Source organism: Terrabacter sp. R4-6 (assembly GCF_057529065.1).
Genome location: NZ_CP197224.1, coordinates 4,183,835 through 4,205,045 on the forward strand (window position 1 = coordinate 4,183,835; position 21,211 = coordinate 4,205,045).

At 72.3% G+C, this 21,211-nt stretch carries 15 protein-coding genes; 7 read left to right on the top strand and 8 right to left on the bottom strand.

Going from position 1 to position 21,211, the window contains the following annotated elements:
• The first annotated feature begins 37 nt into the window (after window positions 1–37).
• The 3 genes from ACSSS0_RS19400 (at window position 38) to ACSSS0_RS19410 (ending at window position 4,828) form a co-directional block, all read left to right on the top strand.
• On the top strand, window positions 38–2,854 hold the full coding sequence (locus ACSSS0_RS19400; RefSeq protein ID WP_487229275.1) for an McrB family protein: 2,817 nt from the start codon (window positions 38–40) through the stop codon (window positions 2,852–2,854).
• Between the two features lie 19 nt (window positions 2,855–2,873).
• On the top strand, window positions 2,874–4,106 hold the full coding sequence (locus tag ACSSS0_RS19405; protein ID WP_435986371.1) for an McrC family protein: 1,233 nt from the start codon (window positions 2,874–2,876) through the stop codon (window positions 4,104–4,106).
• Between the two features lie 134 nt (window positions 4,107–4,240).
• On the top strand, window positions 4,241–4,828 hold the full coding sequence (locus tag ACSSS0_RS19410; RefSeq protein WP_487229276.1) for a DoxX family protein: 588 nt from the start codon (window positions 4,241–4,243) through the stop codon (window positions 4,826–4,828).
• Window positions 4,829–4,930: 102 nt separating this feature from the next.
• On the opposite strand, the gene ACSSS0_RS19415 is transcribed toward ACSSS0_RS19410, so the two are convergent.
• Entirely contained in the window at window positions 4,931–5,608 is a 678-nt protein-coding gene (locus ACSSS0_RS19415; RefSeq protein ID WP_487229277.1) for a VOC family protein, read from the bottom strand.
• Window positions 5,609–5,729: 121 nt separating this feature from the next.
• A complete protein-coding gene (locus ACSSS0_RS19420; RefSeq protein WP_487229278.1) occupies window positions 5,730–9,698 on the bottom strand; it encodes a S8 family serine peptidase in 3,969 nt (1,322 codons plus the stop codon).
• A gap of 243 nt (window positions 9,699–9,941) precedes the next feature.
• Between ACSSS0_RS19420 and ACSSS0_RS19425 the strand changes: the two genes are divergently transcribed.
• Entirely contained in the window at window positions 9,942–13,280 is a 3,339-nt protein-coding gene (locus ACSSS0_RS19425; protein WP_487229279.1) for a TM0106 family RecB-like putative nuclease, read from the top strand.
• A gap of 58 nt (window positions 13,281–13,338) precedes the next feature.
• Here the strand turns inward: ACSSS0_RS19425 and ACSSS0_RS19430 are convergent, their stop codons facing one another.
• Window positions 13,339–13,794, bottom strand: coding sequence for a hypothetical protein (locus tag ACSSS0_RS19430; RefSeq protein WP_435986366.1), 456 nt, complete (start codon window positions 13,792–13,794; stop codon window positions 13,339–13,341).
• A 49-nt stretch (window positions 13,795–13,843) separates the two neighbouring features.
• Window positions 13,844–15,289: an ADP-ribosylglycohydrolase family protein gene (locus ACSSS0_RS19435; protein WP_487229280.1), complete on the bottom strand. Its 1,446-nt coding sequence runs from the start codon at window positions 15,287–15,289 to the stop codon at window positions 13,844–13,846.
• Between the two features lie 137 nt (window positions 15,290–15,426).
• On the opposite strand from ACSSS0_RS19435, the gene ACSSS0_RS19440 reads away from it, so the two are divergent.
• Genes ACSSS0_RS19440 through ACSSS0_RS19450 form a run of 3 tightly spaced genes read left to right on the top strand, consistent with a single transcriptional unit; the run spans window position 15,427 to window position 17,545 of the window.
• Window positions 15,427–15,789, top strand: coding sequence for a hypothetical protein (locus tag ACSSS0_RS19440; RefSeq protein ID WP_435986364.1), 363 nt, complete (start codon window positions 15,427–15,429; stop codon window positions 15,787–15,789).
• Window positions 15,782–16,276: a hypothetical protein gene (locus ACSSS0_RS19445; RefSeq protein WP_487229281.1), complete on the top strand. Its 495-nt coding sequence runs from the start codon at window positions 15,782–15,784 to the stop codon at window positions 16,274–16,276. Before ACSSS0_RS19440 ends, ACSSS0_RS19445 begins: the two co-directional genes overlap by 8 nt.
• 24 nt (window positions 16,277–16,300) lie before the next feature.
• Window positions 16,301–17,545 (top strand): lipid II:glycine glycyltransferase FemX, encoded by a 1,245-nt coding sequence (locus ACSSS0_RS19450; RefSeq protein ID WP_487229282.1) that lies wholly within the window; start codon window positions 16,301–16,303, stop codon window positions 17,543–17,545.
• Window positions 17,546–17,578: 33 nt separating this feature from the next.
• Here ACSSS0_RS19450 and ACSSS0_RS19455 read toward each other — a convergent pair whose 3' ends face one another.
• The 4 genes from ACSSS0_RS19455 to ACSSS0_RS19470 form a co-directional block, all read right to left on the bottom strand.
• Window positions 17,579–18,556, bottom strand: a complete 978-nt coding sequence (locus ACSSS0_RS19455; protein WP_487229283.1) for a hypothetical protein — start codon at window positions 18,554–18,556, stop codon at window positions 17,579–17,581.
• 66 nt (window positions 18,557–18,622) lie between these two features.
• Window positions 18,623–19,210 carry a hypothetical protein gene (locus ACSSS0_RS19460; protein ID WP_487229284.1) on the bottom strand — a complete coding sequence of 196 codons (588 nt, stop codon included), beginning with the start codon at window positions 19,208–19,210 and terminating at the stop codon, window positions 18,623–18,625.
• A gap of 300 nt (window positions 19,211–19,510) precedes the next feature.
• A complete protein-coding gene (locus ACSSS0_RS19465; RefSeq protein WP_487229285.1) occupies window positions 19,511–20,383 on the bottom strand; it encodes a hypothetical protein in 873 nt (290 codons plus the stop codon).
• A gap of 69 nt (window positions 20,384–20,452) precedes the next feature.
• Window positions 20,453–21,148, bottom strand: coding sequence for a DUF4232 domain-containing protein (locus tag ACSSS0_RS19470; protein ID WP_487229286.1), 696 nt, complete (start codon window positions 21,146–21,148; stop codon window positions 20,453–20,455).
• Window positions 21,149–21,211 lie beyond the last annotated feature (63 nt).

The window sequence follows — 21,211 nt, forward strand, 5'->3', positions numbered from 1 at the left end:
GCTATGCGCCCTAGAAGTGGGCGTGCAAGGGAGCCCCATGTCTCGCACCGACACCGTCGACGTCAAGCGTTGGCGCGCCAAGTACGCCCTCATAGAGCGTGCCGCTGAGGCGGACAAGGACGCCCAGGCCCTCTTCGCCGAGCTCGACTCCGAGCGGGGCGCCCGCAACGGCGAGCTGCGCGAGATCCTCGCCGACCTCGTGGCCTCCAGCGACCTCGTCGCCTTCAAGGAGGCGATGAACCAGTGGACCCGCAAGGACGGTCCCTACGTCGGCTTCGGCCCCATCGGCGGCCCGTGGCTCGCCTCGCTCGTGCGGCGTGCCGAGGAGGAGTACGCCGAGGTCGTCGGCCTGCTCAAGCTCACCCTCCAGACCCCGGCCTCCCCGCAGGACGCGGGCGACAAGCTCCAGGCGATGGAGGCCTTCCTCGCCCGCGGCGGCTCGCGCGGCCAGCGGGCCCCCGGACCCGGCCACACGGCATACGTCCTCTCGCTCTTCTGGTCCACGGACGACGGCGGCGAGTGGCCGCTCATGTGGGAGAACGCCCCGCACATGCTCCAGCGCCTCGGCTGGCTCGAGCGCGGTCTGAGCCACGCGGAGCGCTACGTCGCCTTCGCCGACCTCTGCGCGGCCCTGCGGCCCGAGGACCCGAAGTATGCCGCCCGCATCCTCTGGTACCTCAAGGAGACCGGGGCGTTCGTCGGCATCGCCCCCAAGGTGCTCGACGTGTGCGTCGAGGCGGCCGAGATCGCGGCCGACTTCCGCGCGTCGACCGGCTACGGCGACGCGAAGCGCGAGGACCGCGCCGCCGACCTCGCCCGCCAGCTGCGCGGCGAGGCCGACCACATCAGCGACAGCCTCATCGACCGGCTCTCCAGCGAGACGGGCCTCTACCTCGAGGCCCCGACGCTCGCGCTTCAGCAGCACGCGGGCGAGGACGCCGCCTACCGCTCCGACCTGTATGCCGCGTGGATCCTCGTCGGCGGCGCCGGCGCCCCCGGCTTCCGGCTCTGGGTCACCCCGTCGGGCGTCGCGTTCGGCCTGCACGGCGGCTGGGAGGGCGAGAGCGACCAGCAGCACCGCGAGGTCGGCACCATCGTCCAGGAGCACCTCCCGCGCGGCCTCAGCTTCCTGCGCGTCCACGAGGACGGCCGCACCGACCGGCTCGAGCCGGTCGGGCGCGAGTACCCCGGCGGCGAGGCCTTCGTCGGCCGGTGGTGGAAGGGTGAGGAGGCGGTCGGCCGTGCCGACTTCGCCGACGACGTCATCGCGACCGCCCGTGCCCTGACGCCGCTGCTGCGCTTCATGACCTCGAGCCAGCGCGGGCCCCTCGACGACCCCAGCCTCGAGCTGGCCTCCATGGTCGACCTCGACAGCGAGGTCGAGATCTTCAAGACCGAGAGGCCCTACCCGAGCGAGCGCGACGCCTGGCACCAGGAGCAGCGTCGCGTCTTCGCCGCCTGCCTGTCGCGTGAAGGCCTCGAGGCCTTCGACCTGCCGACCTTCAAGCGGATCGTGTCGACGCGTGGCTACGGCGACATCGGCGCCCAGTCCGTCCTCATCAGCAGCATCAACGCCCTCGACGCCGCCGGCATCGACGAGCTGCGCGTCATGGTGCGCGACCTGCTCTGGGGCGAGGGGCGCGACGAGGAGCGGATCAACCGCGTGCTCGGCTCCGATGACGTGCCGGTCCAAGGCTTCGGCGAGAGCGTCGTGCTCAAGCTCTTCTCGATCGCGCACCCCGAGCACTGGCTGCCGCTCTTCGCCCTCGGCGGCGACTCCGGCAAGATCGCGATGCTCGGCCGCCTCGGCGGACCGGCGCGCTGGACCGAGGGCAAGTCCCGCGGCCGCACGCACGTCGAGACCAACGCCCTGCTCAAGCAGACGCTCGACCCGCTGCTGCCGGACGACCCGTGGGGCCAGGCGCAGCTCGCCTACTGGCTCATGCGCCGCTCCGACAAGGCGCTCATGCCCGACCACGACGCCCTCGGCGAGGCCGCGCAGGAGCTGCTCATCGAGGAGGACTTCCTCCGCGAGATCCAGGGCCTGCTCGAGGAGAAGAAGCAGGTCATCTTCTACGGTCCCCCCGGCACCGGCAAGACCTACCTCGCGCAGCGGTTCGCGCAGGCGCTGCAGCCCGACCCGGCCAAGCGCGACATCGTCCAGTTCCACCCGAGCAGCAGCTACGAGGACTTCTTCGAGGGCTTCCGGCCGCAGATCGACCACCAGGGCCAGATGGTCTACGAGCTGCGCAAGGGTCCGCTCGCCCTCCTCGCCGAGGCGGCCGAGGCCGACCCGCTGACGCCGCACATCATGATCATCGACGAGATCAACCGCGCGAACCTCCCGCGCGTCTTCGGTGAGCTGCTCTTCCTGCTCGAGTACCGCTCGCACTCGGTCAAGACGAGCTACCGACCCGACGAGGGCTTCGAGCTGCCGCCCAACCTCTACTTCATCGGCACGATGAACACCGCCGACCGGTCCATCGCGCTCGTCGACGCGGCCCTGCGACGGCGCTTCGACTTCGTGCCGTTCATGCCGCACGACGGGCCGATGGAGGGTCTGCTGCGCCGGTGGCTCGAGGTCCACGACGGGCCGGTGTGGGTCGCCGAGCTCGTCGACCGCGTCAACGAGGACCTGCGCCGGGCGCTGCGCGGCCCGCACCTGCAGATCGGCCACAGCTACTTCATGCGCCCCGGACTCGACGGTGACGAGGCGACCCTGCGCCGCATCTGGGACTACAACGTCTACCCCTTCATCGAGGACCAGCTCTACGGTCGCGAGCACGAGCTGGCCCAGTTCCGCTGGGAGAACGTCCGAGCCCGCTACGGCCAGTTCGACCTGACGAGGCCGTGACGGTGGAGTCGACGCGCCGATGACCATCGAGCTGGCCCCGATCCCCGAGCACGGACGCTCGGGGCCGGTCCGGCTGTCCCGGGAGACCCGTGCGGCTCTCGTCGCAGCGGCGGGGGAGCGGCTCGTCATCCACGCGACCGCGGACCCCGACGTCGTCACGATCGGTGCGACGAGCTGGGTCGGCGCGCTCGCCGTCCCGGGCCTCGTCGTGCGGGTCACGCCGAAGGTGTCGGTCACCAACTTCTTCGCGATGCTCGGCGCGGGCGTCTCACCCGACGCGTTCGACCACGAGCACGTGACGTGGAGCGACACGGACGAGCTCATCGACGGCGTCGCCTACTTCGCGATCCGGCTCATCGACTCGGCGACGATGCGCGGCCTCGTGCACGGCTACGTCCCTCGTGAGGAGCGGATGCGCACCATCCGCGGGCGGCTGCTCGTCGAGGAGTTCGCGCGCCGGCCGTGGAGCGCCGCAGAGCCGCAGTGCCGCTTCGACGACTTCACCGCCGACATCGTCGAGAACCAGCTCTTCCGCTGCACCCTGCAGGCGATGCTGTCGTGGCCCCAGCTCGCGCCGCACGTCCGCCGCGAGGCCCTGCGTGTCCTCGGCCGCTTCGACGGCGTCGCCGACACACCGGCGACGAAGCACGCGGCGCCGCTGCCGATCACGCGGCTCAACGAGCACTACGAGGACGCGATGCGGCTCAGTCGCCTTGTCCTGCAGGCGATGTCGCTCAGCCATGAGGCCGGGGACCAGCAGGCCAACAGCCTCATGGTCGACATGGACGACCTCTTCCAGCGCTGGATCGCGCAGGAGCTCGACCTCCGGCTCGCCCCTCAGATGCGCATCGAGCGCGACGAGGACGTCTGGCTCGACGAGGGTCGTGCCGTCACGATGGCGCCCGACCTCGTCGTGCGCCGCGGCAGCGAGGTCGTCCTCGTCGGCGACGCGAAGTACTCGATGGGTGCGGACGGCTACATGGCGTCGCGCGACTACCTCGAGCTGATCGCGTACACGACCGCCATGGGCCTGCCGACCGGCCTGCTCATCCACTGCAACACCGACCGGGCTCCGGAGTCGGAGATCGTCATCCGCAACGCCGGCACGCGGATCCTCTGCCGCCCGATCCGCCTCGACGGTTCGTATGCCGCCGTGTGCCGCTCGCTCGACGCGCTCGCCGAGCTGGTGCGCGAGCTAGCCGAGACACCAGGGGAGCTCGAGGTCCCGACCCTCATCCGCTCGCGCCGCTGACCCCGCCGGAGAGCTGGCCGCTGTCCTCTACATCACACGCGATTGTGTAGCGCCTGTCAGGAAGCTGCTACTACGCTCTGTAGTACCGACAGAGAAGCTGCCGGAACACACACCGAGTTCTGGAGTTGAGTTCAATGAGCACCATCCCACGCGGAACGCACGCCCAAGGCGCCACGCCAGTCAGCGCGCACGACCCCACCCAGGGCGTCGTCACCTTCCAGGAGGAGGTGGTCCGTTCGGCCGTTGCTCGCAAGTTCCTCGCTGGTCTGCGCATCGTGCTCGGCTTCACCTTCCTCTGGCCCTTCATCGACAAGATGTTCGGTCTCGGCTACATGACCCCCACGGCGAGGGCCTGGATCAACGGCGGCACGCCCGCCCAAGGCTTCATGAAGAACGCCGAGGGCCCGTTCGCCTCCTTCTTCAAGAACATCGCCGGCCCGTGGGCCGACTGGCTGTTCATGGCCGGCCTCCTGGGCATCGGCATCGCCCTCCTTGCCGGCGCCGGCCTCAAGATCGCCGCCTGGACCGCCGGCCTCCTCCTCGCGCTGATGTACCTCGCCGAGTTCCCCCTCGGCACCACCGGCGCCTACACGAACCCGCTCATCGACAGCCACTGGATCGAGGCACTGGGCGTTGCGGTTCTCGCCACGACGCTCGCCGGGGACACCTGGGGCCTTGGCAAGTGGTGGGGCCGCCACGTCGGTAACGGCTTCCTTCGGTGAATGGGTCGGTGGCCGCGTTCCCTGACACGGTCACCAGCACGGGCCCTCGGGCCCGAGCAGCAAGGCGGTCCTCCTCGGAGGGCCGCCTTCTGTTGCGTGGCGTCAGTCCGGCGTGAAGGCGCAGAACTCGTTGCCGGCCGGGTCGACCATGACGGTCCAGCCGATGCCCCCGTCGCCCTTCTCGCGCACCGACGTCGCACCCGCGGCCACGAGGGTCCCGACGTCGTCGGTCGTGACGTCGACGTGGATGCGGTTCTTCGCCGTCTTGTCCTCGGGCACCGGCTGGAAGACGATCGACTCGAACGGCAGCCCGCTGATGCCCTCGACGTGGCTCCAACCCTCGTCGCGCACGGCCGTGCCGCCGAGGGTCTCGGCCCACCACTGCGCCACCCGGAGGGCGTCGCCCTCCTCGCCCGTGACGTCCCAGACGAGCTCGTAGACCGGGTCGACGACGGACTCGTCCCGGACGAAGACGCAGAACTCCTGACCGTCGGGGTCGAGCAACACGGTCCAGCGGGCCTGCTCGTCGTGGACCACGGCGCCGGCGTCCAGCGCCGGCTGGAGCGAGGCGGCCCGGACGTCGAGGTGCAGCCGGTTCTTGACCGTCTTGGGCTCGGGTACGCGGTTGACCCAGACCCTGACCTCCTCGCCGACGCGCAGGCACGAGTCCCCGTCCTCGTGCGGGTGGGACTCCCAGCCGAGCAAGGGTCCCCAGAACGCCGACAGGGCGTGCGGGTCGACGGCATCGATGCACAGGTCCTTGTACGTCGCGAGCGGCATGGACCGACCGTAGTCCCTTGCGCCGCCGTGCCGCCCGGCCTTCGCCGACCACGGGCAGACGTATGCCGTCCGGCCGAGGGGGCCGGACGGCATACGTCGTCGGGATGGTGCGGGAGACCGCTCAGCTCACGCGGAGCGTCACCGCCGTGGAGGTCGAGGGGACGTAGGCGCCGGAGCCGTTGTACGTCGCCTTGACCGAGTGCGTCCCGCGCGAGAGGACGGGGGCCCACAGGGTGGCCTTGCCCTTGCTCACCGTCGAGGTGCCCAGCACGCGCGAGCCGTCACGGAAGGTGACGGTGCCCGTGGCCGCGCTCGGCGACAGGGTCGCCGTCAGCACCGGTCGCCCGCCGTAGCGGTAGCCGGTGCTGCTCGACGAGACGCTCGTGCGGCTCGCCAGCCCCTTGACGGTCACCACGGCGGGGGCCGAGGTGCTGCCGGCGAGGTTCGCGTCACCGTTGTAGCGGGCGGTGAACGCGTGGGCGCCGCGGCCGAGGCTGCTGCTGAGGGGCAGGACCGCCTTGCCGCCGGTGACGGCCACCGTGCGCACGACCTTGCCGCTCAGGATGAACGTCACGGTGCCGGTCGCGGTGGACGGGGACACCGTCGCCGTGAGCGTCGTGTGCCCGCCGTAGGTGTAGCTCGACGGGCTCGCCGTGAGCTTCGTGGCCGACGTCGTGCGCACCGTGACGACCTTGGCCCGGGAGCCGTTGGTGTTGAGGTGGTGCAGCAGGAGCAGACCCTGCGGCTTGTCGACCGCGGCCGTGGCCTCGTCGCGCCGGACCTCGAGCTTCTCGCCGGGGAGGTCGGTGTTGAGGAGGGTGCCGTAGTCCCCGTAGGCCGACAGGCCGGGGGACGCGAGGCTGATCGTCATCGGCTTCGCGGCGGAGCCGACGGCGTCGACGGACGCGCCCTGGGCGTAGGAGCTGACCCAGTAGCGGACCTTCGGTGCGGAGCCCGTCACGAGGCCCGCGTCCTGGAGCACCTTGACCGAGACCGGCATGACGAGCGAGTCGCTGTTGAAGACGTTCGTGTCGAACGACCCGTCCACGCCGTTGACGAGCGCCTGGTCGAGCACGTCGCCGAAGCCGTCACCCGGTCGCAGGTCGACGAGCTCGGCCACGAAGTAGTCGTAGTCGTCGGTCGTCGAGAGCCGCGTGTTGTAGACGGCGGCGTCGGCCGTGCCGTCGGCGTTCGTGTCGAGGAAGACGTCGAACTCCGTGGACGTGGCCGGCGTGCGCCACGGGCCGTGGGTGCTGATCCCGAAGGTCAGCATCGCCTGGTCGAGGCTGGGCATGAGCGGCGCGTCGGTGGCCGCTCCGAGGTAACGCAGGTCGGCCCCACGGTCGTCGGCGGTCGCGTTGCAGTCGACGACGCGAGTGGCCGAGCAGTCCGCGCGGCGCGGGCTCGTGCCCTGCAGCTCGAACGTCGAGACCGTCGAGACGTACGACGTGCTGTCGCTGCCCTGGTCGATGCCGGTGCCCGTGAGCGGGAGCGTCGAGGTGGCGATGCCGGCCGGGAGGCCGGACTGCCTCGTCACCGTCGTGCTCGCGGGCGACGACATCGTCGACGCCGCGCGTGGCGCGGACCAGACCGGCACGCGCAGCGCGCCGCCCGACGTGCCCTGGGCAGGCTCGAGGACCATGCGGCCACTCGCGTCGGCGCGGTAGCTGCGCTGGATGCCGATCTCGAGCGGGTCGGCCTGGGTCGTCGGGTCGGCGACGGCCCGCAGCGCCGAGCGCGTGAACGTCGCCGTGACCGTGACGTCGACGGAGCCGTTGGCCGGGACGCGGACCTGCGACGGGCTGAACGAGTACGTCACACCCGGCGTCGGGTGAGCCGCGTCGTAGGACAGGACGTAGGCCGCCGACGTGACGGGGCGCTTGTTGACGATGCGCACGGTCTTCGTCAGGGTCTGCGTCGGAGCCGTCACCGCGACGGGACCGAACGAGACGCTGACGGCGCCCTTGTCGTCCGCGACGTATGCGAGCGTGCTCGTGCCGACGGCGGCGTCGGCCACGACGCGGCCGGCGCCCACGCGCTCGGGACCGTAGACGTCGCCCGTGTGGTCGGGACCGACGAAGACGTCCTGGGTCGCGGTGTTCATGATCGAGGCCTTGACCTCCTCGACCGTCCACGTCGGGTGAGAGCCGCGCACGAGCGCCGCCTCACCGGCCACGTGCGGCGAGGCCATCGAGGTGCCGCTCTCGGCGATGCCCTCGTTGCCCGTGCCGACGGCCGCGGAGAACGTCGTGACACCAGGGGCAGCGACGTCGGGCTTGACGCCACCGGCCACCCCGACGCCACGCGACGAGAAGCCGGCGAGCTGGTCGATGGCCTTGGGGTTGCGGATGGTGACACCGTTGCGGAGGTCGTTCGTCAGCGTGACGCGGACCTCGGTGGAGGCGTCGAGCTGGGCCTTGATGGCCACTGTCGCCTGGTTGACGGCGAGCATCGCGGGGATGACCGTGTCACCGGTGACTCCGGCCGAGAAGGCGTTGACGTCGCTGCCGTAGATGACGCCCACGGCGCCGGCATCCCTGGCGAGACCAGCGCGGTCCTTCGAGCCGCATCGGCGCCCGGTGCCGTCGAGCCACATCTGCATGACGACCTTGCCGGTGACCTTCGCCTGGTCGGCGACGGAGTAGGGCGAGCAGCCGTCGGTGTTGTTGCCGGCGCTGGGGTCCTGGGACCAGTCGCCGACGGTGACGACCGGGACGTTCGTCACGCCGGGCTGGCCGGCCCAGTCGTAGGCGACCGACTTGAGGGCGGCGAAGACGTTGTCCTGCGTGCCGTCGACGGTGTCGGCCGGCTCGATGCCGGCGGGGGAGTCGACCTTGAGGCCGTCGACGACGTCGTTGCCGTCGTCGGACGCGGCGACCGCGAGCACGCGCGGCGCGTCGCCCGGGGAGCCGCCGACCTCGTAGACGTCGCCGGAGTTGCCCATCGAGGCGACGACGACGGTCCCGAGCGCGGCCAGGTTGTTGGCGGCGACGGCGTCGGGGTCCTCGGGCGAGCCGTAGGAGCTGCCGAGCGACATGTTGACGACGTCGAGGCGGTCGGACAGGTCGCCGTCACCGTTGGGGTCGGCTGCCCAGTCGAGGGCCTCGCCGACGACGTTGGTGGAGCCGTCGCAGCCGAAGACCTTGAGGGCGTAGAGGCTCGCCTCGGGGGCGACGCCGGGGCCGATGTCGAGGCTGGCCGGGTCGATGTCCGAGCTGTAGCCGCCGGACCACGTCGTGCCGTCGGACGCGACGCCGAGACCGGCGGTCGTGCCGGCGACGTGCGAGCCGTGGCCGTTGCAGTCGAGCGGGTTGGGGTCAGGCTGCGGGTTCGGGTCGTAGGTGTCCGAGGCCGGGTCGGCGTTGTAGTCGTCTCCCGCGAAGTCGTAGCCGCCGACGACCTTGGCGGTCGGCGTGAAGGTGTTGGAGGCTCCCGCAGCCTCGAACGCGTCGACCGTGCCCGGGCCGCCGAAGTCGGCGTGGGTGTAGTCGATGCCGGTGTCGATGATGCCGACGCGGACGCCCTTGCCCGTCTGCGACATCGCCTGCCACACCTTGGGTGCGCCGATGAGCGGGACGGACGAGGAGTTGGTCGGCGCCTTGGGCGTCAGGCGGTGGATCGCCTTGACGCCGGGGATCGCCGCGAGGGCGCTGAGCTTCGCGGCGTCCGTGCGCACTGCGATGCCGGCGTATGCCGCGTGCACCTTGTAGAGCGTCCGTGCCTTCGTCGCCGTGGCGGCGAAGCGGGACTCGACCCCCTTTTGGGCGGCCTTGACCGTCGAGGTCTGGGTGCGCGCCGCGCTCTTGGCGGCGGCGAGACCGCGTCCGCGAGCCTGGCCGAACGCCGTCGTCGCGGGCGCGGCGTCGAGCTCGATCATGACGTCGACAGGCCCCGTGGCCTTGCGCAGGCCGGCGTCGACCTTGTCGCCGGACGCCACGCGCTGCGTGCCGAGCGCGAGGGAGCCGGCGCTCGTGAGGCCGTCGGGAACCGAGCGGTCGCTGCGGTGCTTGACGGACGGGTCAGGGCTCGCCGACACCGGCGTGGCCCCGAGGGTGGTGGCGGCCAGGGCCGCGATGGCACCTGCGCTCACCGAGCTCATCACGCCACGGCGCGAGCGCCATGGTCCCCGAGTGTTGTCGGACAACGGATCCTCCTTGCGTGGCTCCATTCGCACGCGACGCGTCAGCGCATCGCGTGCGCAGGGACGCTCGCCCCCGAACTTGCCTGCCACGCCGGATGCAACCTATCCCCGTTCGGGTCGTTCGTGCGCGTTCGGGAGAAACTGATTCGCGGGGTGTCGAGGGTGTCGGTGCCGGACGGCATACTCGGCGCCATGCAGCGCATCGACGGTCACCTCGTCCTGAGCCCCACGGACCTGACGAAGCACGTGGCCTGCGCGCACATAACGACGCTCGACCTCGAGGCCCTCGACGCCGGGAGCGGGACGCCTGCCCGGGCCAGCGGGGCCGACGACTCCCTCAACCTCGTCTTCGCCAAGGGCCTCGACCACGAGCGCGCCTACCTCGAGCGTCTCGTCGCCGAGGGCCGCGTGGTCGAGGACATCGCGGCCCTCGGCGTGCGCGGTGTGGAGGCGGAGGCGGCGACGCTCGACGCCATGCGCCGGGGGGTCGACGTCATCTACCAGGCGACCTTCTTCGACGGGCACTGGGTGGGCCTGGCCGACTTCCTCCTGCGCGTCGACGAGCCGAGCGACCTCGGCCCGTGGCGCTACGACATCGCCGACACCAAGCTCGCCCGCCGGCTCAAGGTGCCGGCGCTGCTCCAGATGGCGACGTATGCCGCCCGGCTCGAGGTGCTCCAGGGCGTGCCGCCGCAGTGGCTGACCGTCGTCACCGGCGACACCGAGTCGCACCCGTGGCGGCTCGTCGACGTGGCGCCCTACGCCCGCCGTCGACGTGCCGAGCTGCTCGACGCCATCGCCAACCCCCGCGAGACCGAGTCAGCGCGCGTCCAGCACTGCGGCCAGTGCCGGTGGAAGGAGCGGTGCGCCCAGGAGTGGCTCGACCGCGACGACCTCATCCAGGTCGCGGGCATGCGCGCCGACCACCGCGCCGCTCTCATCGACCTCGGCATCCCGACCCTGCGCTCGCTCGCCGAGTCCAGCGAGGAGCGGCTGGCCCCGGCCCTGTCGACCGCGAGCCGACGGCGCCTGCTCCAGCAGGCCCGGCTCCAGCTCGCCGAGCGTGAGACCGGACAGGCCCAGTACGAGCTGCTCGACCCGGAGCCCGCCCGAGGGCTGCAGATGCTGCCCGAGCCCGACGAGGGCGACGTCTACCTCGACTTCGAGGGCGACCCGTGGGCCGAGGGCGGCGCGGGACGCGAGTACCTCGCCGGCATCTGGACGCGGCAGGGGGAGTTCGTCGAGTTCTGGGCCCACGACTTCGCCGAGGAGGGGCGCCTGACCACCGACCTCGTCGACTGGCTGACCGAGCGGTGGCAGCGATTCCCCGACCTCCACGTCTACCACTACGCCCCCTACGAGACCACGGCCCTCAAGCGGCTCGTCGGGCAGCACGCGACCCGCGAGGCCGAGCTCGACCAGCTGCTGCGCCACGAGGTCTTCGTCGACCTCTACGCCGTCGTGCGCCAGGGCGTGCGCATCAGCAAGGGCTCCTACTCCATCAAGAAGCTCGAGGAGTTCTACTGGGGTCACACGCGATCCGCCGACGGGGCCGGAGTCGCCGACGGCCTGTCGTCCGTCGTCGAGTACGAACGCTGGCTCGCCGGTCGCGACGACGGGTCGGCAGACCAGGCGATCCTCGACGACATCCGGCGCTACAACGAGGAGGACGTCCGCTCGACGCTCGCGCTGCACGAGTGGCTCGAGGAGCGGCGCACCGAGCTCGCGCGCACGGGGCACACCCTGAGCCGGCCGGTGCCGGAGCAGCTGCGCGAGATCGGTGACGAGGAGCGCGCCGAGATCGCGCTCTCCGAGCGGCTCGTCGCCGACGAACACCCGCTCCTCGCCGGGCTCGTCGGGTGGCACCGGCGCGAGAAGCGACCCGAGTGGTGGGACTTCTTCCGCTACAAGGAGCTCGAGACGGCCGAGCTCGTCGAGGACGGCACCGCCATCGGTGACCTCGGCGAGCCCCGCGAGATGCGGATCGTCAAGCTCTCCAAGGTCTGGCGCTACCCCTTCCCGCCGCAGGACTGCAAGGTGTCGGTCGGCAAGTACGTCCCCGACGTCGACACCCACGCGCCCGTCGGCAAGGTCGTCGACCTCGACCCGGTCGAGGGCTGGGTCGAGCTGTCGATGAAGAAGTCGCTCGAGCCGCCACGCCCGCGCGGGCTCGGTGGCCCCGGCCCGGTCATGGACCAGGCGCTGCGGGCCAGCATCGCCCGCACCGGCGAGCTCGCCCTGGCCGGCGGCACCAACCTCGCGACGCGGCTCGTCGACCGGGTCGTCCCGGCCCCGGAGGTCCTCGCCGCCCGGGGCGGCGAGTCGCCGAAGGACGTCGTCGTCCGCGTCGGTCGCGGCCTGGCGGGTGAGGTGCTGGCGGTGCAGGGCCCCCCGGGCACCGGCAAGACGTATGCAGGGTCGGCCCTGATCCGCGAGCTGCTCGATGCCGGTCTGCGCGTGGGCGTCACCGCACAGTCGCATGCCGTCGTGCTCAACCTCCTCGACGAGGTGGCGCGGCCCGCCTGGCACAAGGACGGCACCAACGTCGAGGAGGGCGACGAGCCCGACGACCCCGACGCCCTGATCCGTCACACCTCCGACAACGCCGCCATCGCGGCCGCTCTCGCGAGCGGGGACGCGGCGCTCGTGGGGGGCACGGCCTGGCTGTGGTCGCGTGAGGACATGGTCGACGCCGTCGACGTGCTCGTCATCGACGAGGCAGGTCAGTTCTCGCTCGCCAACGCCGTGGCCGTGGCCCCGGCGGCCCGCTCGCTCGTCCTGCTCGGTGACCCGCAGCAGCTGACGCAGCCCACCAAGGCCGTCCACCCCTACGGGTCCGGCGTCTCGGCCCTCGACCACCTCCGCACCGACGACGACGGGCTCGTCCACGACGTCATCCCGGACGACCGTGGCGTCTTCCTGGACCGCACGCACCGGATGCACCCGAGCCTGACGGCGTTCGTGTCGCAGCTCGCCTACGAGGGCCGGCTCGAGTCGGCGCCGGGGCGCGAGCGGCTCCGCATCGAGGCGCCGGGTGCCCTGTCGGGCGACGGTCTGCGCTGGGTCCCCGTCGAGCACGAGGCCCTGTGCGAGCAGTCGAGCCGCCAGGAGGCCGGAGTCGTGCGCGCCCTCGTCGACGACCTGCTCCGCGGCAGCTGGACCACCGCAGAAGGCGACTCACGCCCGATCGGTCTCGCCGACATCCTCGTCGTCGCGCCCTACAACGCGCACGTCGCGACGCTCGCGGCCGAGCTGCCCGACGGCGCCCGCGTCGGCACCGTCGACAAGTTCCAGGGCCAGCAGGGTGCCGTCGTCATCTACTCGATGGCGAGCACCACGGCTGCGCTCGCCCCCCGCGGCGTCTCGTTCCTCTACGACCTGCACCGGCTCAACGTCGCGATCTCCCGGGCCCGGGCGATGGCCGTCATCGTCGGCAGTCCGCTGCTCACCGACGCCGAGGTCCACACGCCGGAGGAGCTGCGGGCCGTCAACGCGCTGTGCCGCTTCGTCGACGAGGCCAAGACGGTCTGACCCGCGACGCCGTCGTCATCGCCGGCCCGCTGCGGTCCGGGCCGTCAGATCCGAGCCGTCAGGCGCGGCGTGGGAGCGTGGCCAGGTCCTTCTCGACGACCTCGCGGTCCTCCGGGTCGTCCATCGTGGCCAGCACGTCACGGGCCTCCGCCTCGAAGCGCTCGGCCGCGTCGAAGTCCCCGCTGACCGCGGCTGCCCGCGCGGACGCCTCCAGCGCAGCCGCGAGGTCCCAGGGCTCGCCGGCCCCGCTCCGCGCGATCGTGACGTACCGGCCCGCGTGGTACGCCGCGGCGTCGGGTTGCCCGAGCACTGCGTGCACACGGGAGACGAGCCAGTGACCACGGCCCAGGTTCTCCGGCTGCACCCCCTCGAACCTGCCCCAGTGGTACATCGACGCGTGCGCGCGGGCGAGCATCTCGTCGTCGTCCTCCCGTGACCGGTCGGTCTGCTCGAGCAGATCCCACGTCGCGTTGTAGAGGTCCACGCCGAGGCGGCGGTGGTCGATCTCGCTCATGGCCGCAACCTAGTCCCGTGCCCGTCGTCGCGGCGAGACCCGACGTGCGTCAGGCGCCGTGCGCGGCGACGTCCCAGAGGCGTCCCTCACCGCGGATGCCCGGCAGGGCCTCCCGGATGGACCGCTCGGCGAGCTCGGGTGCGACGCCGAGGTCGACGGCATACCGCAGCGCGACGGCCGGGGTGCGCTGGACACCCTGGCGGCAGTGCACGAGCACCCGCTTGCCCTCGGCGCGGAACTGTCGCAGCGCTGACGAGGCGTCGTCGAGGACGAAGTCGAGGTGGGGGTTGCTCTCCTCCTGCTCCTCGTCGTTGATCCAGAACTCGATGTGGTCGCGGGCGGTCATGCCGGCGGCGGGGATGTCCTCCAGGCCGAGCGCACACAGCGAGACGATCGCCTGCACGTCGAGCTCGCGCACGCGTGCGAGATCGCTGATGGTGCCCAGCACGATGTCGGGGTCGATCGGGTGCGGGATGCCCAGCGTCGGGATCTGCGCGTCGCCCATCGAGACGACCGACGGCCATTCACCGACTCGACGCCCACCTTCCGAGGTCGACACGGCGAGCTCGACGAGGTCGTGGGCGCGCAGACCCGGCCACCCGTGCACCATGCGACGCCACTGGGTGGGCACGGCGGACGCGCCGTAGCGGGCGCCGAGCAGCGAGCCGGCGATGGCCGCGACGGTGTCGGTGTCGTTGCCGGCTCGGACGGCCGCCTGCAGTCCCCGCTGCAGGTGCATCGCCGACCCGTCGCCGCGGTCGGTGGTCGTGATCGCGGCCCACGCGTCCTGCAGCGCGGTCACCGTGAACCCGTTGTTGCCGAACTGTCCCGGCTCGGCGCCGGTCGCGGCCTCGATCCAGTCACCCCACCGCCCGGTGTTCGCGGCGCTCACGAGGTCGAGACCGGCCGCGAGGTCGAGACGTCCCTCGGTGACGGCGACCCGGATCGCCTCGGACCACAGCACCGCCGAGTCGCCGGCGAGCGGGTCGGCGTGGGTGAGCAGGGCGATGGCGCGTGCGGCGCGCGCCGTCGCGTCACGGTCGTCGAGAGCCGACAGGCCGACGATGGGCGTCCGCATCAGCGCGCCGTTGCCGGCGGTCAGCCCCGTGCGGGCGTGCAGCGCCTCGCTCGCCCGGGTCAGGCGCTCGTGCGAGGCGCCGGAGAGCTCCTTGGCCTCGGTCAGCACCGAGCGCGTCTGGATCCCGACGTCCGTTGCGCCACCGTCGAGCCACGCCGTGAACGCGTCGGCCACGCCGTCGAGTCCCTCGGCGGAGGTGAGGTCGATGCCCTGGGCGGCGATGCGCGCCACGCAGAGCGTCATCTGGGTGTCGTCGCTCCACTCGCCGGGCTCGTACGGCCCGAGGCCACCACCTTTCATGACGGCCTCGCCGACCGGGGGAGCGGCCATCTCGTAGGGCACACCGAGAGCGTCTCCGCAGGCCTCGCCGAGCAGCACCCCCGCCGCGCGATCGACGGCGATGGGGCGGATCGACACGACGGCTCCTCGGTGACGCTGGGGTGGGTGGGGATGCTCCGGGAAGAAACTACCGCCCGCGCGGGGCCGGCCCGAGGCCCGGTCCAACCCTCGACGCCGGCTCCGGCAGCGTGTGACCGACGCCGTAGGCTTCTCGCGTGCTCCAACCCCTGACCGTCGTGCTCCTCGTCGCGAGCGGACTGCTCGGCCTGCTGGCCGCCCACCACCTGCTCCGGGGCCGTCTCGTCGACGACCCGCTCATCATCGTCGGCGCCGCCATCGAGGTGGCCCTCCTCGTGCAGCTCGTCGTGGGACTCACCAAGGCGTCCGCGATCGGCGACGGCGCCGAGCGGGCCACCTTCATCGCCTACCTCTTCACCGTCCTGCTCGTCATCCCCGCGACGATCGTGATCGCCGTCAAGGAGAAGACGCAGTGGGCCATGGCCGTCGTGCTCGGAGGGGCCCTCGTCGTGGCGATCCTCGTCGCCCGCCTGCAGCAGGTCTGGACCCTCAATGTCTGAGCCGACCCCCACCCCGCAGACCCCTGCCCCGGAGACCCCGGGCCCGGAGACCGCTGAGCGACCCCACACCGGGCACGGCTTCGGTCGCGTGCTCGTCGCCGTCTACGGCCTGCTCGCCCTCGCCGCCACCGGCCGGTCGATCCTGCAGATCACGGAGTACTTCGACCGGGCGCCGGTCCCGTTCCTGCTGTCCGCGCTCGCCGCGCTCATCTACCTCGTCGCGACCATCGGCCTGGCCCGCGGTGACCGCGCCTCCGTGCGACTTGCGACGGTGGCCCTGACCGTCGAGCTCGTCGGGGTGCTCGCGGTGGGCGCATGGAGCGTCAGGCAGCCGGCCGCCTTCCCCGAGAAGACCGTCTGGTCCCACTTCGGGGCGGGCTACGGCTACGTGCCCCTCGTGCTGCCGCTCGTCGGCCTGTGGTGGATCCGCCGCACGGCCCGCGCGAGTGCCGCGTCCGACGCCGAGGTGGCGCGGTCGGCGGAGTGACGCGCCGCCGATAGGGTTGCCGCCATGACCGAGCAGACCCCTGCCCCTGCGCCGACCCCGCACGCGACACCCGTCGCCGGCCCGCTCACCGTGCGCGAGATCAGCGCAGACGAGGCTGTCGAGACACTCCTCGAGCTCGGCGGCAGCTTCCTCCAGACGCCCGCCTGGGGCCGGGCGAAGGCGGGCTGGCGGCGCACGCACCTCGGCTGGTTCGACGCCTCCGGTGCCCGGGTCGGCGCGGGCCTCGCGCTCTCGCGCACCATCCCGCGCCTCTCCCGCTCCTACGCCTACCTGCCCGAGGGGCCCGGACTGCCGTGGGACGTCGTGGCGACCGACCCGGCCGCGTGGCTCGACCCGCTCGTCGCCTGGGCCAAGGCCAACAAGGCGTTCGCGCTCCGACTCGGCTACCCCGTGGTCTCCCGCATCTGGGACCGCGAGCCGGTCAAGAAGCAGGTCGTCGACAACGGTCTGCTCAGCTTCACGAGCCTGCCCACGGCCGTCGACAACCCGGCCGCACGCACCCTCGAGGCCTGGCTCGACCGCAACCACTGGCTCCCGCTGGGCGCCGACGGCGTCGCCGTGGGCCAGCCCCGTCTGCTCTGCATCGTCGACCTCCGGGGCCGCTCCGACGCCGAGCTGCTCAAGGGCATGAACCAGCAGTGGCGTCGCAACGTCAAGAAGGCCGAGAAGGCCGGCGTCCAGGTGCGTGCCGTCGGGCCCGAGGGTCTCGACACCTTCCACGCGCTCTATGTCGAGTCGGCCGAGCGCGACAACTTCCTGCCCCGCCCCAAGGCGTACTTCGACGTCATGGCGCGCTCGTTCGCGTCCGACGGCTCAGGCGACTCCGACGGACCTGTGTCGGCGCGCTTCTACGAGGCCCACGTCGACGGTGACGTGCTCGCCTCGGCGCTGATGATCCGTTTCGGCCGCACGTTCTCCTACCTCTACGGCGGCTCGACCGAGCGCAACCGCGATGCCCGAGCCTCCAACGCCCTGCAGTGGCAGGCGATGCGTGACGCAGCCGCGGCGGGCTGTGAGGCCTACGACTTCCGCGGCTTCAACACCTCCCTCGGTGCGACGAGCCCGCTCACCGGTCTGCTGCTCTTCAAGCTCGGGGCCGGGGCCGACGTCGTCGAGATGGTGGGGGAGCGCGAGCTCGTCATCAGCAGGTTCTGGCACCTCGCCTTCGAGAAGGCCATGGCTGCCCGGATCGCGATCAACAAGCGCCGCAAGGCCGCTCGCGCCTCGGCCGACGCCGCCGACATCTGAACGGACCGTGGCGGAGACCCGGTTGACGGCGGCTCAGCGGCGCTGGATGTCGAAGTACGGGCTGATGTAGCACGTGGCGTAGCCCTGCCCCTGCTGCGCCGTGACGACGATCCCGTCGACGAGCACCCGGCACGACACGGCGCCGCGGGCGCCTGACCCCGTCGGGTCGCTCGTGCGCACCCGGAGGCTGAAGTAGTCGTTGCTCGTGGCCCCCGGCTTGACGGGCACCTCGAAGCCGAGGGGCGCGGCCTGAGCGGGGTAGTCGTAGCGCTGGTGCGTCGCGTCCGACAGGGACACCTCGATGCGAGCGCCCTTCTCGGCGTACGCCTCGAAGCGGATCGTCCGCGCGTCCGCGGGGACGGGCGTCACGGGGACGGCCGGGACCGGGAGGAGCGTGGGCGGCGACGTCATGGCGCCGCGGGTCGGGGTGGTCGGCCTCGTGGTCGCACCGGGGACCGACCGGGTCGGGCTGACGCCGGGCACGACGGGGGTGATCGTGGGGACCTGGAAGGTGCGGGTGACGACGGGACGGTTGCGGGTCACGCTGATGGCGGGTCGGGCGACCGGGTCGAGGTCGTCGACGAGGCTCGTCGCCGCCCAGAAGCCGAGGGGGACGAGCAGCCCCACCACGACCGCCACGACGTGCCACGCCTGGAGTCGGCCGCCGAGCGACCGTCCCGCGACGCCCGGGAGGGTGACGGTGCGCAGGCGCTCGGTCACGGCCGGCGAGGTCGGTGGGGGAGGCGGGGGTGGCGGCGCCGCGAGGGGTGGCCCCGCCTTCTGCGGCACCCAGCTCGTCGCCGCCGGCCGCTCCCGGCCGAAGCTCGTGTCGTATGCCGTCACATCCGAGGGCGCCGACGCGTCGGCGGGCAGGTCGGCCGGGTCCAGCGACCCGGCCGGGTCGCCGGTGTCGGTGCTGAGGCCCCCGTCAGCGGCGTCGGTCCGCTCGGGCGCGACATCTCCTGTCGTGTCGCGCGTCGGGTCGGGCTGGTAGGGCGGAATCTCAGACACGGGGTCCCCTCGTCTCGTGCGTGCGACTGCTCAATGTAGTGCGGCCCGGCGTCGGACCCGGCCATGTCAGAGTTTCGGGCTGCACGTCGCGTGGCTGGTCGACGTGGAGACGGCGACGAGGAGGTCGTCGGCGTAGACGCGGCACTGCACGGTGCCCGAGCCGACGACGACGGAGACGGACAGATCCTTCGGGTGCGTGTCCAGATGGATCTCGAAGGCTGTCGGGAGCGGGCCGTACGACGAGTCCAGCGTGACGTCTCCGACCGTGGTGTCGACCTGCGCCTCGATCGGGTCACCGTCGAGTCCCGTCGTCGACACGACCTCGACCCGCAGGAGCGAGGCGTCGACGGGAACGCGTCGGACCTGCGGCGTGCCGGTCAGGACCTCGGCGAAGCCGGTGGGGTCGGTGATGGGTTCGACCCAGACCCCCTCCACGGATCCGGGGACCTCACCGTTGCCGTCGATCGTGCCGTTGCAGTCGGAGACGCCGGGGCCCGCGCCCGTGTCGTAGGACCAGCAGCCGTCGACCTCGGTCGCGTCGGTGTGGTTCGAGATGCCGAGCAGCAGCGGCGGGACGAGGAAGAGTGCGACCCAGCCCGGCAGGCGCCGTCGTGGCGGTTGCCGAACCGGCGCGGACGCGAGGACGGGCGGCACGGGCGTCTGCCACGAGGGTGGCGTGGGCGAGGACCGCGGTGCCCAGGCCTCCGGTGGCATCGACGTGCCGGAGGGGGCGGGGTCTGCGCTCGGCCGGTCGTCCGGGAAGGACACGTGGCGGTCCCGCTGAGGGTCCGGGAGGGCCGGGCGCGTGCGGTCGGGCTCGGACAACGATGCCTCGCTTCAGACGGGTGGGACCCCGGTGGGTCCTCGGTGCCGGGGTCGTCGCACCTCAGACCGTGCGCAGGCCCGGCGCGTTCCGTGCTTCGGTCCACTCGGACCGCGGGCGATGGTGCGGGCTCAGCGCACGCGGCTCCACGTCGAGTCGGTGACCTTGCAGTCGACGGACCGGGTGCCGACCGCGGTCGCCAGCACGGTGTCGCCGACCGAGATGGTGCATCGCATCGGCTGGCTCCCCCGGTAGCCGTAGTCGTCGGCCGACACCGAGAGGTAGGCGTCGTCGGTGGCGACCGGCACGTCCACGGCATACGGCAGCACCCGGTTGCTGAGGTTGCTCGTCCCGTCGGGGGTGAAGAGGCGTACGTCCGCGGTGCGGCCGGGCCCCTGCAGCTCGACACGCACCGACGTCACGGTCGCCGGCACCTCCGCGACGGAGGACGCCGGCACGGAGACCTCGGTGGCGACGAGGGGACGGTCGGCCGGGTCGGAGGAGTCCGCGCCGTCACCGTCATCGCCACCGACGAGGCGGCTCAGCGCGAACCCGACGACCACGGGTAGCAGCACGAGGGCCCCGACGACGAGGATGACGCCGCGCGCGACGCCGGACGTCCTACGGCCCGAGGGACGGGCAGGTGGGGTGGAGGACGGCGAACCACCCTGACCCGAGGGGCTGCCCACTTGCGGCGCAGTCTTCGGGCGAGACGCTGCGGAGCCGGCGCGGCCCTTGGTGCGGCTACGCCTGCGGGTGCCCCGCGCGGGCTTCGGGGGCGGCGTGGCCGCGGGGTCGTCGAACGCCGAGAACCGGTCGGAGGTCGGGTCCGGCATCGGCGCGGACGACGGTGCAGGCGGGATCGCAGACCCTGACGGCGCAGGCGGGATCGCCGATCCCGAGGACGCAGGCTGCAGGACCGAGCCGTAGTCGTCGGCGAGCGGGTCCGAGCTGATCGGGTCGACGGTGGCCGACGACGGGTCGGTCGGAGGATGGTTGGTCACGGCGGAGCCCCTGTTCGTGGTGACGGTCCGCCCATCCAACCACCGGGCCCACCCCGCGTGGTGGCCTGGTCAGTCGGCGCCGGGCCTCCAGCCGCCGACCCTGATCTCCGTGCCGTCGACGATGTCGACGGACGAGGTCGGGTCGAGCGGCACGGCCACGGGTGACGACCCCTCGGTGACGACGATCGTCATCGACGCGGTCTGCTCGACACCGGCGGCAGCGAGGTCACCCCGCCACCCGAGGTCGACGTGGGCGGTGTCGCCGGGGTCGAGGGGCACGGTCTGCGCGCTCGCCGTCTCGGAGTCGTGCATGCGACCGCGAGGGTTGGCGAAGACCGTCCCGGACGATCCGCGCGCGGAGACCACCGCGTACCCGGTGAGCACGCACGGCACCCGGCCGGCATTCGTGACGCGCACGCGCATCTGGCGGTACCCCAGTGCGGGGTCGACCGGGCTCGCCGCGACGTCGAGCCGGCTCGGCTGGCACGGCCCGTCCGGGAAGAGTGGCGCCGCGTCGAGGTCGCCTCCCGGTGCGCTGGGGCTCCCTCTCGGCGGCAGCGCGAGCGGTGGCTCGGTGGGCAGCACCGTCGGCGTCTGCCCGGTCGGTGGCTCGGTGGCCGGTGGGGCGGTCGCGTCGAGGGTGGGCTCGGGCGGCGGGCTCGCGCAGCCGGCGACGAGGACGGCGACGAACGTGAGGGCTGCCGCGGCCGCGAGGGATCCGGTCCGCGTCCTTGTTGCCGCCCCGTCCACGCCCGTCGCTCCCATGCCTCCACGCTAGGCGAGGGCCGGGCTGTATCGAACCGGTCCCACGAGTCCTCGACGAGGTCC

What these genes read in the sequence shown, in the direction of transcription:
- ACSSS0_RS19400 (WP_487229275.1), top strand. Translation starts at nt 38, where the DNA reads ATGTCTCGCACCGACACCGTCGACGTCAAGCGTTGGCGCGCCAAGTAC.
- ACSSS0_RS19405 (WP_435986371.1), top strand. Translation starts at nt 2,874, where the DNA reads ATGACCATCGAGCTGGCCCCGATCCCCGAGCACGGACGCTCGGGGCCG.
- ACSSS0_RS19410 (WP_487229276.1), top strand. Translation starts at nt 4,241, where the DNA reads ATGAGCACCATCCCACGCGGAACGCACGCCCAAGGCGCCACGCCAGTC.
- ACSSS0_RS19415 (WP_487229277.1), bottom strand. Translation starts at nt 5,608, where the DNA reads ATGCCGCTCGCGACGTACAAGGACCTGTGCATCGATGCCGTCGACCCG.
- ACSSS0_RS19425 (WP_487229279.1), top strand. Translation starts at nt 9,942, where the DNA reads ATGCAGCGCATCGACGGTCACCTCGTCCTGAGCCCCACGGACCTGACG.
- ACSSS0_RS19430 (WP_435986366.1), bottom strand. Translation starts at nt 13,794, where the DNA reads ATGAGCGAGATCGACCACCGCCGCCTCGGCGTGGACCTCTACAACGCG.
- ACSSS0_RS19445 (WP_487229281.1), top strand. Translation starts at nt 15,782, where the DNA reads ATGTCTGAGCCGACCCCCACCCCGCAGACCCCTGCCCCGGAGACCCCG.
- ACSSS0_RS19450 (WP_487229282.1), top strand. Translation starts at nt 16,301, where the DNA reads ATGACCGAGCAGACCCCTGCCCCTGCGCCGACCCCGCACGCGACACCC.
- ACSSS0_RS19470 (WP_487229286.1), bottom strand. Translation starts at nt 21,148, where the DNA reads ATGGGAGCGACGGGCGTGGACGGGGCGGCAACAAGGACGCGGACCGGA.